Below are 14,149 nucleotides of genomic sequence, written 5' to 3' on the forward strand. Positions count from 1 at the left end.
CTGCGTGGTTGGCGGGTACGTCCCGCACGGGCGGCGGGTAGGTCCCGCACGGGCGATTATGCCTTTACCAGTCGTTGAAACTCGCGAACATGACCGGTGCGCAGGGGCCGAAATGCAGCTCTTTCGAGGCCGGTCGGCACCGGCCGGCCTCCCTCAGTCGCCCTCGCGGCGTTCGCGCGTCGCGAGCAGCCGGCGCAGGGAGTCCAGCCGCGCCGGATCGGCGTGCCCCTCGGCCACCCAGGCGTCCAGCGCGCACTCCGGCTGGTTCTCGTCGTGGGTGCAGCCGCGCGGGCAGTTCTCGGTGCCCGGCTGGAGGTCGGGGAAGGCGTTGATGACGCGCGAGGGATCGACGTGGTGCAGCCCGAACGACCGTACGCCGGGGGTGTCGATGACCCAGCCGCGCCCATCGGGCAGCGGCAGCGCGAGCGCGGAGGTGGTGGTGTGCCGGCCGCGGCCGGTGACCGCGTTGACGATGCCGGTGGTCCGCCGCCGGTCGGCCGGCACCAGCGCGTTGACCAGCGTCGTCTTGCCGACCCCGGAGTGGCCGACGAAGGCGGTGACGCGGTCGTTCAGCTGCTCGCGCACCCGCTCCGCCGCGCCGCCGTTCTCCAGCTCCTCGCGGTTGGTCACGATGTACGGGACGCCGAGCGGGGTGTACGCCTCCAGCAGCTTGTCCGGTGAGGCCAGGTCGGACTTGGTCAGCACCAGGAGCGGGGTGAGGCCACCGTCGTACGCGGCCACCAGACAGCGGTCGATCATGCGCGGGCGCGGTTCCGGGTCGGCCAGCGCGGTCACGATCGCCAGCTGGTCGGCGTTGGCGACGACCACGCGCTCGTACGGATCGTCGTCGTCGGCCGTGCGGCGCAGCACCGTACGCCGGGCGCCGATGCGCACGATCCGGGCCAGGGTGTCCTTCTCGCCGGACAGGTCCCCGACGATGGAGACGGTGTCGCCCACCACCGCGGCCTTGCGGCCCAGTTCCCTGGCCTTCATCGCCACCACCGTGCGGCCCTCGACGAGACAGGTGAGGCGGCCCCGGTCGACGGTGAGGACCATGCCCTCCTCGGCGTCCTCGTGCTTGGGCCGGATGTGCGTACGCGGCCGGTTGCCCTTGCGGTTGGGGCGGACGCGGATGTCGTCCTCGTCGGGGTTCTTCCCGTAACGGCGCATGCCCTAGGCCCCGAGCCTTCCGGAGGCCCCGAGCATGTCGGCCCACATGTCCGGGAAGTCCGGCAGGGTCTTGGCGGTCGTGCCCACGTTCTCGATCTCCACGCCCTCGACCGCGAGGCCGATGATCGCCCCGGCGGTGGCCATGCGGTGGTCGTCGTACGTGTGGAAGACGCCGCCGTGCAGCGGGCGCGGGCGGATGTGCAGCCCGTCCGCGGTCTCGGTGACGTCGCCGCCGAGCTCGTTGATCTCCTTGGTCAGCGCGGCGAGCCGGTCCGTCTCGTGCAGCCGCAGATGGGCGACGCCCCGGAGCGTGGAGGGGGAGTCGGCCAGCGCCGCGACCGCCGCGATGCCCGGGGTCAGCTCGCCGACCTCGCCGAGGTCCACGTCGATGCCGTGGATGCGGCCCGTGCCGGTGAAGACGAGCCCGCGCGCGGTCAGCTCGCAGCCGCCGCCCATCGCGGTGAAGATCTCCCGCAGGGCGTCACCCGGCTGGGTGGTGCGCTCGGGCCAGTCGGGGATCGTGACCCGGCCCCCGGTCACCAGCGCGGCGGCCAGGAACGGCTGCGCGTTGGAGAGGTCCGGCTCGATCGTCAGGTCCCGGCCCAGCAGGGCGGAGGGGGAGACCCGCCAGACGTCCGGCTCGCCGCCCGTCTCCGGCTCGTCCACCTGGGCCCCGACGCACCGCAGCATGTCGACGGTCATCCGGATGTGCGGCATCGAGGGGAGGGTGGAGCCGGTGTGCCGGACCTCCACGCCCTGGTTGAAGCGCGGCCCCGACAGCAGCAGCGCCGAGACGAACTGCGAGGACGACGACGCGTCGATCGCCACCGGCCCCCCGTCCAGCGCCCCGCCGCCGTGCACGGTCAGCGGCAGCGCCCCGCGCCCGTCGTCGTCGATCCGCGCGCCCAGCGCCCGCAGCGCCTCGATCACGCCGGTGAGGGGGCGCTCGTAGGAGCGGGGGTCGCCGTCGAAGCGGACCGGGCCGTTCGCGAGCGTGGCGACCGGCGGCAGGAAGCGCATGACCGTGCCGGCGTTGCCGACGTCGACGGCGGCCGGTCCGAGCAGCCCCGCCGGGATGACGCGCCATGCCTCGCCGGAGACGCCGGGCTCGCCGGTGGCGGTGGAGCTGGAGGAGACGGTCTCCTCGATGCGGACGCCCATCGCGCGCAGCGCGTCGGCCATCAGCAACGTGTCGCGGGAGCGCAGCGGGCGGCGCAGCCAGCCAGGCTCGGAGGCCAGGGAGGCCAGCACGAGCGCCCGGTTGGTGACCGATTTGGATCCGGGCACGGTGACGGTCGCGTCGACCGCCCCGCTCGCGTGGGGGGCGGGCCAGAGGGCGGGGTGCACGGAACTCTCGGTCATGGCCCTTACTTTAGTGGCTCCGCGCAAACCCGGATTCTGACCAAAAGGGCGGAAACCCTTCGGTGACGGGGAGCGGCGGGGAGCGGTGCGGACCGGAAGGCTCGATCGCGCCCCTCACCACCCCAGCAGCCACCGCCCGCCGCCGATCAGCGAGCACAGCGACACCGCGTGGAAGAAGAACAGCCACAGCGCCGCCGGGGCGTGGGTCAGCCGGGCCAGCTGGTCCGCGTCGGAGTCCGGGGCGCCGCCGAACCGCCGCTTGGACTGGAGCTCGAAGGGCGGGCGCACCCCGCCCAGCAGCAGGAACCAGACCACCGCGTACGCGAACGCCGACTGCACGTCCGACGAGGTCAGCCAGGACACCAGCAGGAACGTCGTGCCGGTCAGGATGACGGTGAGCGCCCCGTACACATTGCGGATCATCACCAGCATCGCGGCCAGCAGAGCCGTCGACACCCACAGCAACAGCGTGATCCGGCCATTGGTGAGGAGCCAGGCGCCGCCCAGCCCCAGCAGCGAGGGGGCCGTGTAGCCGGCCGTCGCCGTGAGGATCATGCCGATCCCGGTCGGCTTGCCGCGGCTCACGGTCAGCCCGCTGGTGTCGGAGTGGAGCCGGATGCCGGAGAGCTGCCGCCCGGTGAGCAGGGCCACCAGGCCGTGGCCGCCCTCGTGCGCGATGGTGATGGTGTTGCGCGCGAGCCGCCATATCGGGTTCGGCACGACGGCGATGAGCGCCAGCGTGGCCGTCACCACCACGAGCCACTGCTCGGGTGCGGGCTGGGTGCCGGTGAGGCGATCGAACAGATCGCCCAGTTCGGTGCTGTTCATCGGCCGGGCGACTCCTTGCGGCGGGGGTGGGCGGTCGTGGCAGTCTGGCACTTATGTGCGGACGGTATGCAGCGAGTCGGCGGCCCGAGGACCTGACCGGACTCTTCGGGATCGAGAAATGGGAACCTGCCGAGACCCTGGAGCAGGACTGGAACGTCGCGCCGACCAAAGAGGTCTACGCGGTGCTGGAGCGTTCTGTTAAGGACGCGGACGACCAACGTCCGGTTCGCCAGTTGCGGACCCTGAAATGGGGGCTCGTGCCCTCCTGGTCGAAGACCCCCGAGGGCGCGGCCCGCATGATCAACGCCCGCGCGGAGACCGTCCACGAGAAGCCCTCCTTCCGCCGCGCCTTCGCCCAGCGCCGCTGCATCCTGCCCGCGGACGGGTACTACGAGTGGGTCACCGGCGCGGAGGAACGGCAGCTGGAGGAGAAGAAGGGCAAGAAGAGGCCGCGCAAGCAGCCCTACTTCGTCACCCCCGCGGACGGCTCGGTCTTCGCGATGGCCGGACTGTACGAGTTCTGGCGCGACGCCACCCTTCCCGGCGACCACGAGAACGCCTGGTGGGTGACGTGCTCGGTGATCACCACCGAGGCCGAGACCACACCGCTCGCCGTCGCCCCCGCCGAGGGCCCGGGCGCGCTCGCCGACATCCACCCCCGGATGCCGCTGATGCTCACCCCGGACCGCTGGGACACCTGGCTGGACCCCTCGAACACCGGCGTCGACGAGCTGCGCGCGCTGCTGGAGCCGCCGCCCGGCGGGCTGATGCGGGCCTACCCGGTCGCCACCGCCGTCAGCAACGTCCGCAACAACGGGCCCGAACTGCTGGAGGAGCTGGCCGCGCCGGAGGAGTCCACGCTGTTCTGAGGCAGGTCATCGAGCGGGGAGGATGGACGCGTGAGCCGTAACGAGAGCGCGCAGCACGTGCAGGCCGTCCCCACCGACGCCGGGGAGGCCAGGATCACCTGGTTCCCCGCCACGACCGCCGCCGGGCCGCGCCTCGTGCTCGCCGCGAGCCACGGGGCCGGCGGCGGCATCGAGGCCCGCGACCTGAGGGCCCTGGCCGCCGCCCTGCCCGCACACGGCGTCACCGTCGCCCTGGCGGAGCAGCCCTGGCGGGTGGCGGGCAGGAAGATGGCGCCCGCGCCGAAGACCCTGGACACCGGCTGGCGCGGCCTGTGGCCCGCCCTGGCCGCCCCCGGCCTGCCCGTCGTCGCCGGGGGGCGCAGCGCCGGGGCCCGGGTCGCCTGCCGGACCGCCGCAGCACTGGGCGCGTCGGCCGTCCTCGCGCTCAGCTTCCCGCTGCACCCCCCGGGCCGGCCGGAGAAGTCCCGGGCGCAGGAGCTGCTGGGCGCGGGCGTGCCCACTCTGGTGGTCCAGGGCGGCAACGACCCGTTCGGCCGGCCGGCCGAGTTCCCGCCCGGCCCGTACGAGCTGGCGGAAGTGCCGTACGGCGACCACGGCTTCGCCGTACCGAAGAAGTCCGGGCTGAGTGAGGATCAGGCGATGGCCGTGCTGACCGACGCGGTGACGGGGTGGCTCGTGTCTCTCGGATGACCAGGCCCCCGGGAATGCTCCGCGCGGGGGCGCTGTTGTTCGGGACATCGGTACGGCGGCGACGTCGTACATGTCGGTACGACGACAACGTCGTACCCGGTACAGCAACGTCGTACGTGGAGAGGGAGTCCGTCGCATGGGTTCGACCATCTGCCCGAGCCGCTCGAACGCCGCAGAACTGGAGTGGACCGTGCTGCATGCGGCGAAGACCACCTCCGGACGGTCCGTGGGCGGATCCGATCGACAGCCCGCCTCGAAGCAAGGTCGACTATTCTCCGAGGCGAGCGGGTCCGGTTTCGGCTCCGCCACATCGTTGGAGGAGGTGGGTCCGGTCACTGGGACCGACACAGGGACCGACGACGGCCGCGCACCGGAGACGACGGCCGAGCGCAACGCGCGCTTCGAGCGGGACGCCCTCGGGTTTCTCGACCAGATGTACTCGGCCGCGCTGCGCATGACGCGCAACCCCGCCGACGCCGAGGACCTGGTCCAGGAGACCTACGCCAAGGCGTACGGCTCCTTCCACCAGTTCCGTGAGGGCACGAACCTCAAGGCGTGGATGTACCGCATCCTCACCAACACCTTCATCAACTCGTACCGCAAGAAGCAGCGCGAGCCCCAGCGCAGCGCCGCCGAGGAGATCGAGGACTGGCAGCTGGCGCGCGCCGAGTCGCACATGTCGACCGGTCTGCGCTCGGCGGAGTCCCAGGCCCTCGACCACCTGCCGGACTCCGATGTGAAGTCGGCGCTGCAGGCGATTCCCGAGGAGTTCCGCATCGCCGTCTATCTCGCCGATGTGGAGGGCTTTGCCTACAAGGAGATCGCGGACATCATGGGGACCCCCATCGGCACGGTGATGTCCCGGCTGCACCGCGGCCGCCGTCAGCTGCGCGGCATGCTGGAGGACTACGCCCGTGAGCGCGGGCTCGTGGCGGCCGGCGCCGGGGACTCGGACGATCGGAAAGGCGCGGCGTCATGAGCTGCGAAGAGCCGCACGAGACGGACTGCTCGGAAGTCCTCGATCACCTGTACGAGTTCCTCGACCGGGAGATGCCCGAGGGCGACTGCACCAAGTTCGAGGTGCACTTCGAGGAGTGCTCCCCGTGCCTGGAGAAGTACGGCCTGGAGCAGGCCGTGAAGAAGCTGGTCAAGCGCTGCTGCGGACAGGACGAGGTCCCCACCGACCTGCGCTCCAAGGTGATGGGCCGGATCGACCTGATCAGGGCCGGTGAGACCGTGCCCGATCAGGACATCACGGCCGCCGCCCCGAACGTCACCGCGGGGGGCCGGGAGACTTCGGTCAGCGGATCGGACGTCCCCGTCAGCGGCACGGACCAGACGGCCACCGCGCGGGACTAGGGTGTGTCCGGCGGATCAGGGCCGGATAGGCCGTGCCGGGCGTCGCGGACGCGGTCAAGATCCGCCGGACACGCCCTAGGGTCTGCCGGGCGTCGTGTGCCCCTTGGGGCATGGTCAGCCGGACACCCCTGGTCACCCGAACGTGCTAATCGCCCCTGTAGCGGCTCGGTGAACCCACCGGCTCGCTAGCCTGGCGCCTCCATCGACCGGGCACAGGGGGCGAGTGCGGGCGTGAGAGGCACACCGGCGGCGGCGCGTGTCCGCATCCTGGCGGCGGTGCTCTGCGCCGCCTGCTGCGCCCTTCCCGCCCTCAGCCCCCGAGCCGGCACGCCCTGGGGCGCGTCGGGCCTTCTCCTCGCCCTCTGCCTCGCCTGTGAGGCCCTCGGCCGCCGCTTCGATCCGGGCTCCCTCCGGGCCGGCGGCGCCGGATCGTTCCTCCCCCTGCTCCCCGTCGCCGCCTTCCTGCTGCCGCCCGCGGCCGCCGCACTGGTCGCGACGGGGGCGGCAGCGGCCGGCCGGGTGGAGCGGCCCCCCTTCGCGGCCCGCCGGATCTGGCGGGCCGCCCAACTCGCCCTCGCCTGCTGCGCCGCCTCCTGGACCCACACGCTCCTCGGCGGCCCGGCGACCCTCGGCGGCCCCGGAGCGCCGGACTTCCCGTACGCCCTGCTGCCGGCCGGGGCGGCCGCCCTCACCTTCTCCCTGACGCTGACCGCCCTGGACTGCGCCATCCTCGCGGCGGCCGAAGGGCAGCCCGTACGCCGTTCCTGGCGCGCCCTGCTGCCGCGCGCCCTGGGGCCGCACCTGGTGCACGCGCTCGCCGGGCTGATGATGGCCGTACTGTGGCGCAGCTTGTACGGGCCCCTCTCCGCGCTCTTCGTCCTGCTGCCGATGTACATCTCCTGCTGGGTCTTCGCTCAGTGCCACCGCGAGGAGACCGCCCACCGCGCCACCATCCGCGCGCTGGTCCAGGCCGTCGACATCAAGGACGCCTACACCCGCGGCCACAGCGAACGCGTCGGCCGGGCCTCCGTCCTGATCGCCCGTGAACTCGGCATGGACCCCGCCCGCCTGGAGGCGCTGCGCTTCGCCGGGATCCTGCACGACGTGGGCAAGCTGGGCGTACCGACCCGGGTGCTGCGCAAGGACGGCCCGCTCACCCCCGAGGAGCGCCGCGTCATGTCGCTGCATCCGGAGTACGGCCACGAGATCGTCCGGGGCATCGGCTTTCTGGACGAGGCCCGCGCGGCGATCCTGCACCACCACGAACGGATGGACGGCAACGGCTATCCGTACGGGCTCAGCGGCTGCCGCATCCCCGAGTTCGCCCGGATCGTCGCGGTCGCCGACGCCTTCGACGCCATGACCTCGACCCGCTCCTACCGGCGCGGGCGTCCCGTGCCCGCCGCCCTGGCCGAGCTGCGGCGGTGCGCGGGCAGCCAGTTCGACCCGCGCATGGTGCGGGCGCTGACCCGCGCCGTGGACCGGCACGGCTGGAGCTGCGCGGACACCGCCGTCACGGCGGACGAGGCGGGGGGCGGCGTGCCGGTGCCCGCCGCCCGGCGGGATGCCGCGCCCTCCCGGGACCGCCGGCCCTCCCCGGACCGGTCCGCGTGAAAGGCGTCACATCGTCGACGGGCCGCACCCCGCCCGCCCTCATCGCCGTCCGCGCCGCCGCCCTCGCGCTCGCCCTCGCCGCGCTCGCCCACACCCTGCGGTACGGGCTCGCCGAACCGGCCCACGCCCTCGCCTTCGGGCTCCTCGTCGCCCTCGGGGAGCTGGCCCGCCGGGGCGGTGCGCCCGGGGAGCGGGAGCCCGCGCCGCTCGCCGCCGCCGGGGCGCTGGCGTACGCCCTGCTCGGGAACAGCGCCGGGGAGCCGACCGGGCACGGGGCCCTCCAGGTGGTCGCGGTGGTCGTCGCCGCGCAGCTCGTGGCCGCCGTACGGCGACCGGCCCCGGACGTGGACCGGGTGGCGCGGCGGGTGCTGACGGTGGGGTTCGCCGCCGTGTGCTTCCAGCCGCTGCACAACTCCGGGCAGGCGGTGCGGTGGTTCGGGGACGGGGCGTGCTTCGCGCTGTTCCTGCTCGCGCTGCTGGCGCTCACCGCCGTCTGCGACGCGCTGCTCGCCGCCCTCGCGGCGCGCACCAGGGCCCTGCCGTACGACGCCGGCGCCCCGCCCCCGTACGACAGCCGGACCGGGGCCCCGCCCCCGTACGGGCCGTTCCTGTGCGAGGAGCTGCGGGCGCTCGCCGGGATCGGGCCCGCGGTCGGGGCGAGCGGGGTGGTGATGGCGCTCGGGGTGGCCGTCGCCGGGCTGTGGGCGCTGCCCGTGCTCTGTGTGCCACTGCTGCTGACCCAGGTCTCCTTCCGCCGGTACGCGGCCGTCCGCACGACCCGCCGCCAGACCATCGCCTCCCTCGCCCGCGCCACCGAGATCGCCGGGTACACCCCGCCCGGCCACGCCCACCGGGTCGCCGTCCTCGCCACCGCCGTGGGGCGGGAGCTGGGGCTCACCGGGGCGCAGCTGACCGTGCTGGAGCACGCCGCCCTGATGCACGACATCGGCCAGCTCTCCCTGCTCGACCCGGTCGCCGACGGGGCCACCGCCAGGCTGCCCGCCGCCGAGCAGCGCCGGATCGCGCTGCTCGGCGGGGCCGTGGTCCGGCGGACCGGGGTGGATCCGGCGGTCGCCGCGGTGGTGGAGCAGCAGGCCGATCCGTACGGGGAACAACTGCCCGCCGCCAGGATCGTCAGGGCGGTCAACGCATACGACGACCTGTGCGGGGAAAGCGCGAGCGGGCCCCTCGGGGCGCTGGAGGAGCTCAGGCTCGGCACCGGCCGCGACTACCAGCCGCAGGTGGTGGAGGCCCTGGCGAGAGTCCTGGGGCGGGGCGGTCTGACCCGGGCCGGGGCTGGGTAACCCATGGGTAATGAGCGAGCGTCCGGCCGGGCATGGTTGGATGCGAAAGCAGAGCGGAAAACGAGGGTGTCCAGTCGGGACAGGCGGGAATCGTGAGGATCTTCGGGAAGGTACGGCATCGGCCGTCCGCCTCTTGGCGGCAGGCCACGGACCGCGCGTTCACGCTGATCGGCGACGGCCGGTACGAGGACGCGGGGGCGCTGCTGACGCGCGCGGCGGATCTGGAGCCCTGGCTCTCGGAGTCCTGGTTCAACCTGGCGCTGCTCCACAAGTTCCGGCACGACTGGGAACAGGCGCGCGCGGCGGGCCTGCGGGCGGTCGCGCTGCTGGACCGCGAGGCCGGAGCCCCGGACTGGTGGAACGTGGGGATCGCGGCCACCGCGCTCCAGGACTGGCCGCTGGCGCGCCGGGCCTGGCAGGCGTACGGCCTCAAGGTGCCCGGCTCCGGGCTGAACAGCGCGGCGACCACCGAGCCGGCCGGCATGGAGCTGGGCAGCGCGGCGGTGCGGCTCTCGCCGGAGGGCGAGGCCGAGGTGGTCTGGGGGCGGCGGCTCGACCCGGCCCGGATGGAGGTGCTCTCCATCCCGCTGCCCTCCTCCGGGCGGCGCTGGGGCGAGGTCGTCCTCCACGACGGGGTGCCCAACGGCGAGCGGGTCACCGCCGCCGGACCCTCGTATCCGGTGTTCGACGAGATCGAGCTCTGGGCGCCCTCCCCGGTGCCGACCTGGGTGGTGCTGCTGGAGGCGGCCACCGAGGACGACCGGGACGCGCTGGAGAAGCTCGCGTCGGACGCCGGGTTCGCCGCCGAGGACTGGTCCTCCTCCGTGCGCCTGCTCTGCCGGGCCTGTTCGGAGAGCCGGATGGAGAGCGACGAGGGCGACGGGGAGCACCTGGACCCGCACGACCACAGCGAGCCGGGCCACCCGGGCCCGCTGGGCCACCGCATCGCGGGCGCGGGAGACCTGTGGGTTCCCGAGCGGGAGTGCGGTCTCGCGGCCCCGGCCGGTCTGGTGCGCGGGCTGCTGGACGGCTGGGTCGCCGACAGCCCGGACAGCCGCGAGTGGCGGGATCTCGAAGAAGTCTGCTGACCGCTGCCCGTAGGCTGTACGCGCACCGATCGCGGTGCTGTTCCTCCCGCGCGTTCCGGCATCCGGCCGGGTCCCGCGGGGTCACCGAGTTCAGGTTTTGCAGGAAGGCGTACGGCGGACATGTCGCAGCAGGAGACGGACGGGCGGATCGGCGTGGACGACGAGGGGTTCATCGTCGACACCGAGGACTGCGAGGCGCGCGAGGCGGCGTACCGGGAGCGCGGCACGTCGCGTCCGATCACGGTCGTGGGCAACCCGGTGCTGCACAAGGAGTGCAAGGACGTCACCGAGTTCGGCGACGAGCTGGCGCGGCTGATCGACGACATGTTCGCCAGCCAGAAGACGGCCGAGGGCGTGGGCCTGGCGGCCAACCAGATCGGTGTGGACCTCAAGGTCTTCGTCTACGACTGCCCGGACGACGACGGCAAGCGGCACACCGGTGTGGTCTGCAACCCGGTCCTGGAGGAGCTGGCCCCCGAGGCGCGGGTGCTGGACGACTCCAACGAGGGCTGCCTCTCGGTCCCGACCGCGTACGCCTCCCTGGCCCGCCCCGACTACGCGGTGGTGCGCGGGCAGGACGCGAAGGGGAACCCGATCAAGGTGCGCGGCAGCGGCTACTTCGCGCGCTGCCTCCAGCACGAGACGGACCACCTGTACGGCTACCTGTACATCGACCGGCTCTCCAAGCGCGACCGCAAGGACGCGCTGCGGCAGATGGAAGAGGGCACCCCGCGCTACGAGACCGTCCCGAACGACTGAGGACGCCCCGAGTCCCGAGTCCTGAGTGAGTCCAGAGTCCCGAGGGGCCCGACACCGTCCGCCGGTGTCGGGCCTTCGCGCGCTCCTGGCGGATGACTGCCGTTTCCCCGGGCGTAGTTGACGCGCGTCGACTCCTGGGACAGGCTCGCCTGCACAGCGCCACGTGACGAAGAGGGAGCCTCATGCTGAGACGCACCGCACGCGTTCTGCTCGGACTTGTCATGACCATTACATTCACCCTGGGCGGGGCGGTGCTGACCGCGGGCCCCGCCCAGGCGGACGGCTGTTACACCTGGACCCGTACGCTCTCGCCGGGAGCCACCGGCAACGATGTCACCCAGCTCCAGATCCGGGTGGCCGGCTGGCCCGGATACGACTCCGTGCTGGCCGTCGACGGCTCCTACGGCCCGGCCACCACCGCCGCCGTCAAGCGCTTCCAGGCGGCCTACGGCCTGGCGGCGGACGGGGTCGCCGGTCCGGCCACCCAGGCCAAGATCTACGAGCTCCAGGACAACGACTGCACCCCGGTCCACTTCACGTACGCCGAACTCAACAAGTGCAACGGCACCTGGGCGGGCGGCGCGGTCGCGGCGGGCACGGCCAAGGCCAACGCGCTGAGCAGCATGTGGAAGCTGGAGGCGCTGCGGCACGCGCTGGGGGACAAGTCCATCCGCGTCACCAGCGGCTTCCGCTCCACCTCCTGCAACGCGGCGGTCGGCGGGGCGGCCAACAGCCGTCATCTGTACGGCGACGCGGTCGACCTCGGGGCCTCGCCGCACTCCCTGTGCACGCTGGCCAAGCAGGCCCGCTACCACGGCTTCAAGGGGATCCTCGGCCCGGGTTACGCCGGCCATGGCGACCACGTGCACGTCAACCAGGGGCCCAGCCGCTTCTGGTCGGCATCGCAGTGCGGCATCTGACCGCACCTCGCTGACCGTGCCCGGCGTGCGCCCCCCTCAGGCGACGTCGGGCACGGCTGCCGCCGGTCCCCGGAAGGTCCGGCGGTAGGCGTTCGGCGTCGTGCCGAGCGTCCGCACGAACTGGTGGCGCAGGGTCGCCGCCGTGCCGAACCCCGTCTGCCCCGCGATCGTGTCGATCGTCTGGTCGGAGGTCTCCAGCAGGTGCTGGGCCAGCAGCACCCGCTGCCGCAGCAGCCAGCGGTACGGGGTCGTCCCGGTCTCCTGCTGGAAGCGGCGGGCGAAGGTGCGCGGCGACATGTGCGCCAGGGCGGCCAGCTGCTCGACCGTCATCTCCTGGTCGAGGTGGTGCTCCATCCAGGCCAGGGTGGAGCCGACCGTGTCGCACGCGTTCCGGGGCAGCGGGCGGTTGATGTACTGCGCCTGGCCGCCGTCCCGGTGCGGCGGCACCACCATGCGGCGGGCGAGGGTGTTGGCCGCGTCCTGCCCGTACTCCTGGCGGACCAGGTGCAGACAGGCGTCGATCCCGGAGGCGGTCCCGGCCGACGTGATCACCGCGCCCTCGTCCACGTACAGCACGTCCGGCTCCACGATCGCCTTCGGGTGACGGCGGGCGAGCTCGGCCGCGTGCCGCCAGTGCGTCGTGCAGCGGCGGCCGTCCAGCAGACCGGCCGCCCCGAGGACGAACGCCCCCGCGCAGACGCTCAGCACCCGCGCCCCGCGCTCCACGGCGCGGCGCAACGCGTCCAGGGCCTCCTCCGGATACTCCCGGCCCGTGAAGTCGCTGCCCGCCGGCACGGTGATGAGGTCGGCCTCCTCCAGCCGCTCCAGCCCGTGTTCGGTACGGATGGAGAAGCCGGCGTGGGTGCGTACCTCAAAACCCTCGGCGGAGACGACCGCGAAGTCGTGGACCGGCAGGCCCTCCGCGCTGCGGTCCAGGCCGAAGACCTCGCAGAGCACACCGAGTTCGAAGGGGTGGACCTCGTCGAGCAGCAGGACGGCGACGTTTTTCATCATGGTGTCAGCATGGCACGGGTGTGGCAGTAATTCGATGCTGCGTGGCAGTGCTGCCACTGACGGATCCTTTCCGGGCGGACGAAGGTAGAGGCATGAACCTCTTCCTGAACTACCTGGTCGTGACCGCCCTTTTCGCCCTCGTCCTCCTCCCCGCCGCCATCGGCCTCGTCCGTGAGCGCCGCATCGACCGCCAGCTCCGCGACGCGGAGCGGGGGCCCCGGCCGACGCCTCCGGATACGGAACGCGCCACGCGGCTCGTCCCCTTGCGGAGTTGGGCGAGGGCCTGAGTCTGGCGCTGTTCGATCTGGGCGGGGGTGGGGACGGTAGGCGGTATGCCTACTCCCCGCCCTCGTCGGTGTGTTGGGGGTACGGGTGGGGGTGCTGTTCCACGAGGGCCAGGGTGATCGCTTCGTGGACGGGGTCGGTGACCTCCCAGCTGTGGCCGGACGGATGCTGGGCGAACAGCCCGCACGCCTCGCGGCGGGAGTCGAGGGTAGGGCACCAGAGGAGCCTTGTGAGCCGGGCGCGGCCGGCGTCCCACCGGACCCAGACGGCGCTTTCGGGGCGATCGCGCACGTCCCACAGCATCGCCGCGTGATCGCCACCCTCGTGGTCCTCGCCGAGTTCGCAGAGGACGTACCCGGGCTCGGGGCGGTGTCCGGGGATGGACAGGGCGATGACGTGGTCGGGAGGCGGCAGCAGGGCAACGGCCGTGCACTGGTTCATGGTTGATCCCAACTGTTCGGGTCGTCGGTGGTGTCGCCTGAGCCGGCCGGCCCGGCGATCAGGTCGCTGAGCGGATCGCTCACGCCCCAGGAGTGGGGTGCGGTGTGGTGGTCGAAGAAGGCGCACGGCAACACGGAGTCGGTGGCGAAGATGCGGAGCACGGCGGGGCACCAGGGCCTGGTCACGATCCGGTGGGCGCGGTCGGTGCCGCTGCCGGTCCAGAAGAACCACAGGGCGGGCCGGTGGGGCACTTCGGCCGGCCACAGGAGCGCGGCGTGCTCGGTGCGGGTGTCGTGCTCACCGAGTTCGCACAGGAGGTAGTGAGTCGGGGCGAGGGCTTGCGACGGGTCGTCGGGCCCGCCGTCCATGGTGACGAGGGCGGTCAGTACGTCGCTGACGGGAGCCCGGGTTACTGCGGTGCATTGCAGCACATGGGTCTCTTCCGT

At 72.9% G+C, this 14,149-nt stretch carries 16 protein-coding genes; 10 read left to right on the forward strand and 6 right to left on the reverse strand.

Translation table 11 applies throughout. From position 1 onward, the window contains the following. Positions 1 to 153: 153 nt before the first annotated feature. The 3 genes from rsgA to ACLJPL_RS25235 form a co-directional block, all read right to left on the reverse strand. The gene (gene rsgA, locus ACLJPL_RS25225) at positions 154 to 1,170 is read right to left on the reverse strand and encodes a ribosome small subunit-dependent GTPase A (RefSeq protein WP_411083204.1); all 1,017 of its coding nucleotides are present in this window, start codon (positions 1,168 to 1,170) and stop codon (positions 154 to 156) included. A gap of 3 nt (positions 1,171 to 1,173) precedes the next feature. Continuing rightward, entirely contained in the window at positions 1,174 to 2,532 is a 1,359-nt protein-coding gene (gene aroA / locus ACLJPL_RS25230) for a 3-phosphoshikimate 1-carboxyvinyltransferase (protein ID WP_411083205.1), read from the reverse strand. 114 nt (positions 2,533 to 2,646) lie between these two features. Beyond that, entirely contained in the window at positions 2,647 to 3,360 is a 714-nt protein-coding gene (locus ACLJPL_RS25235) for a M50 family metallopeptidase (protein WP_411083206.1), read from the reverse strand. Positions 3,361 to 3,413: 53 nt separating this feature from the next. On the opposite strand from ACLJPL_RS25235, the gene ACLJPL_RS25240 reads away from it, so the two are divergent. The 9 genes from ACLJPL_RS25240 (at position 3,414) to ACLJPL_RS25280 (ending at position 11,963) form a co-directional block, all read left to right on the forward strand. Continuing rightward, positions 3,414 to 4,229, forward strand: a complete 816-nt coding sequence (locus ACLJPL_RS25240; protein WP_411083207.1) for an SOS response-associated peptidase — start codon at positions 3,414 to 3,416, stop codon at positions 4,227 to 4,229. A gap of 30 nt (positions 4,230 to 4,259) precedes the next feature. Continuing rightward, the gene (locus ACLJPL_RS25245; RefSeq protein ID WP_411083208.1) at positions 4,260 to 4,919 is read left to right on the forward strand and encodes an alpha/beta family hydrolase; all 660 of its coding nucleotides are present in this window, start codon (positions 4,260 to 4,262) and stop codon (positions 4,917 to 4,919) included. A 322-nt stretch (positions 4,920 to 5,241) separates the two neighbouring features. Next, entirely contained in the window at positions 5,242 to 5,898 is a 657-nt protein-coding gene (locus tag ACLJPL_RS25250; protein WP_411083274.1) for a sigma-70 family RNA polymerase sigma factor, read from the forward strand. After that, the gene (gene rsrA, locus ACLJPL_RS25255; protein WP_411083209.1) at positions 5,895 to 6,278 is read left to right on the forward strand and encodes a mycothiol system anti-sigma-R factor; all 384 of its coding nucleotides are present in this window, start codon (positions 5,895 to 5,897) and stop codon (positions 6,276 to 6,278) included. The genes ACLJPL_RS25250 and rsrA overlap by 4 nt, the downstream gene beginning before the upstream one ends. A gap of 231 nt (positions 6,279 to 6,509) precedes the next feature. After that, entirely contained in the window at positions 6,510 to 7,892 is a 1,383-nt protein-coding gene (locus ACLJPL_RS25260; RefSeq protein WP_411083210.1) for an HD-GYP domain-containing protein, read from the forward strand. Next, positions 7,889 to 9,196: an HD-GYP domain-containing protein gene (locus ACLJPL_RS25265; RefSeq protein WP_411083211.1), complete on the forward strand. Its 1,308-nt coding sequence runs from the start codon at positions 7,889 to 7,891 to the stop codon at positions 9,194 to 9,196. The genes ACLJPL_RS25260 and ACLJPL_RS25265 overlap by 4 nt, the downstream gene beginning before the upstream one ends. Positions 9,197 to 9,288: 92 nt before the next feature. Beyond that, complete coding sequence (locus ACLJPL_RS25270) at positions 9,289 to 10,284, forward strand: tetratricopeptide repeat protein (protein ID WP_411083212.1); 996 nt, start codon at positions 9,289 to 9,291, stop codon at positions 10,282 to 10,284. A 120-nt stretch (positions 10,285 to 10,404) separates the two neighbouring features. Further along, complete coding sequence (gene def, locus ACLJPL_RS25275; RefSeq protein WP_411083213.1) at positions 10,405 to 11,043, forward strand: peptide deformylase; 639 nt, start codon at positions 10,405 to 10,407, stop codon at positions 11,041 to 11,043. A 182-nt stretch (positions 11,044 to 11,225) separates the two neighbouring features. Further along, the gene (locus ACLJPL_RS25280; RefSeq protein WP_411083214.1) at positions 11,226 to 11,963 is read left to right on the forward strand and encodes a D-Ala-D-Ala carboxypeptidase family metallohydrolase; all 738 of its coding nucleotides are present in this window, start codon (positions 11,226 to 11,228) and stop codon (positions 11,961 to 11,963) included. A gap of 36 nt (positions 11,964 to 11,999) precedes the next feature. Here the strand turns inward: ACLJPL_RS25280 and ACLJPL_RS25285 are convergent, their stop codons facing one another. Next, entirely contained in the window at positions 12,000 to 12,977 is a 978-nt protein-coding gene (locus ACLJPL_RS25285; RefSeq protein ID WP_411083215.1) for a GlxA family transcriptional regulator, read from the reverse strand. Between the two features lie 92 nt (positions 12,978 to 13,069). Between ACLJPL_RS25285 and ACLJPL_RS25290 the strand changes: the two genes are divergently transcribed. Next, positions 13,070 to 13,264, forward strand: a complete 195-nt coding sequence (locus ACLJPL_RS25290) for a hypothetical protein (protein WP_411083216.1) — start codon at positions 13,070 to 13,072, stop codon at positions 13,262 to 13,264. A 49-nt stretch (positions 13,265 to 13,313) separates the two neighbouring features. On the opposite strand, the gene ACLJPL_RS25295 is transcribed toward ACLJPL_RS25290, so the two are convergent. Next, positions 13,314 to 13,703, reverse strand: coding sequence for a hypothetical protein (locus ACLJPL_RS25295; protein WP_411083217.1), 390 nt, complete (start codon positions 13,701 to 13,703; stop codon positions 13,314 to 13,316). Continuing rightward, positions 13,700 to 14,134: a hypothetical protein gene (locus tag ACLJPL_RS25300; RefSeq protein WP_411083218.1), complete on the reverse strand. Its 435-nt coding sequence runs from the start codon at positions 14,132 to 14,134 to the stop codon at positions 13,700 to 13,702. The genes ACLJPL_RS25295 and ACLJPL_RS25300 overlap by 4 nt, the downstream gene beginning before the upstream one ends. Positions 14,135 to 14,149 lie beyond the last annotated feature (15 nt).

Origin of the sequence: Streptomyces sp. cmx-18-6, assembly GCF_046548915.1 — a bacterium.
In the GTDB taxonomy this organism is placed as follows: Bacteria; Actinomycetota; Actinomycetes; order Streptomycetales; family Streptomycetaceae; genus Streptomyces.

Coding starts and splice junctions, on each gene's coding strand:
- rsgA (WP_411083204.1), bottom strand. CDS start 1,170: ATGCGCCGTTACGGGAAGAACCCCGACGAGGACGACATCCGCGTCCGC.
- aroA (WP_411083205.1), bottom strand. CDS start 2,532: ATGACCGAGAGTTCCGTGCACCCCGCCCTCTGGCCCGCCCCCCACGCG.
- ACLJPL_RS25235 (WP_411083206.1), bottom strand. CDS start 3,360: ATGAACAGCACCGAACTGGGCGATCTGTTCGATCGCCTCACCGGCACC.
- ACLJPL_RS25240 (WP_411083207.1), top strand. CDS start 3,414: ATGTGCGGACGGTATGCAGCGAGTCGGCGGCCCGAGGACCTGACCGGA.
- rsrA (WP_411083209.1), top strand. CDS start 5,895: ATGAGCTGCGAAGAGCCGCACGAGACGGACTGCTCGGAAGTCCTCGAT.
- def (WP_411083213.1), top strand. CDS start 10,405: ATGTCGCAGCAGGAGACGGACGGGCGGATCGGCGTGGACGACGAGGGG.
- ACLJPL_RS25280 (WP_411083214.1), top strand. CDS start 11,226: ATGCTGAGACGCACCGCACGCGTTCTGCTCGGACTTGTCATGACCATT.
- ACLJPL_RS25285 (WP_411083215.1), bottom strand. CDS start 12,977: ATGATGAAAAACGTCGCCGTCCTGCTGCTCGACGAGGTCCACCCCTTC.
- ACLJPL_RS25290 (WP_411083216.1), top strand. CDS start 13,070: ATGAACCTCTTCCTGAACTACCTGGTCGTGACCGCCCTTTTCGCCCTC.
- ACLJPL_RS25295 (WP_411083217.1), bottom strand. CDS start 13,703: ATGAACCAGTGCACGGCCGTTGCCCTGCTGCCGCCTCCCGACCACGTC.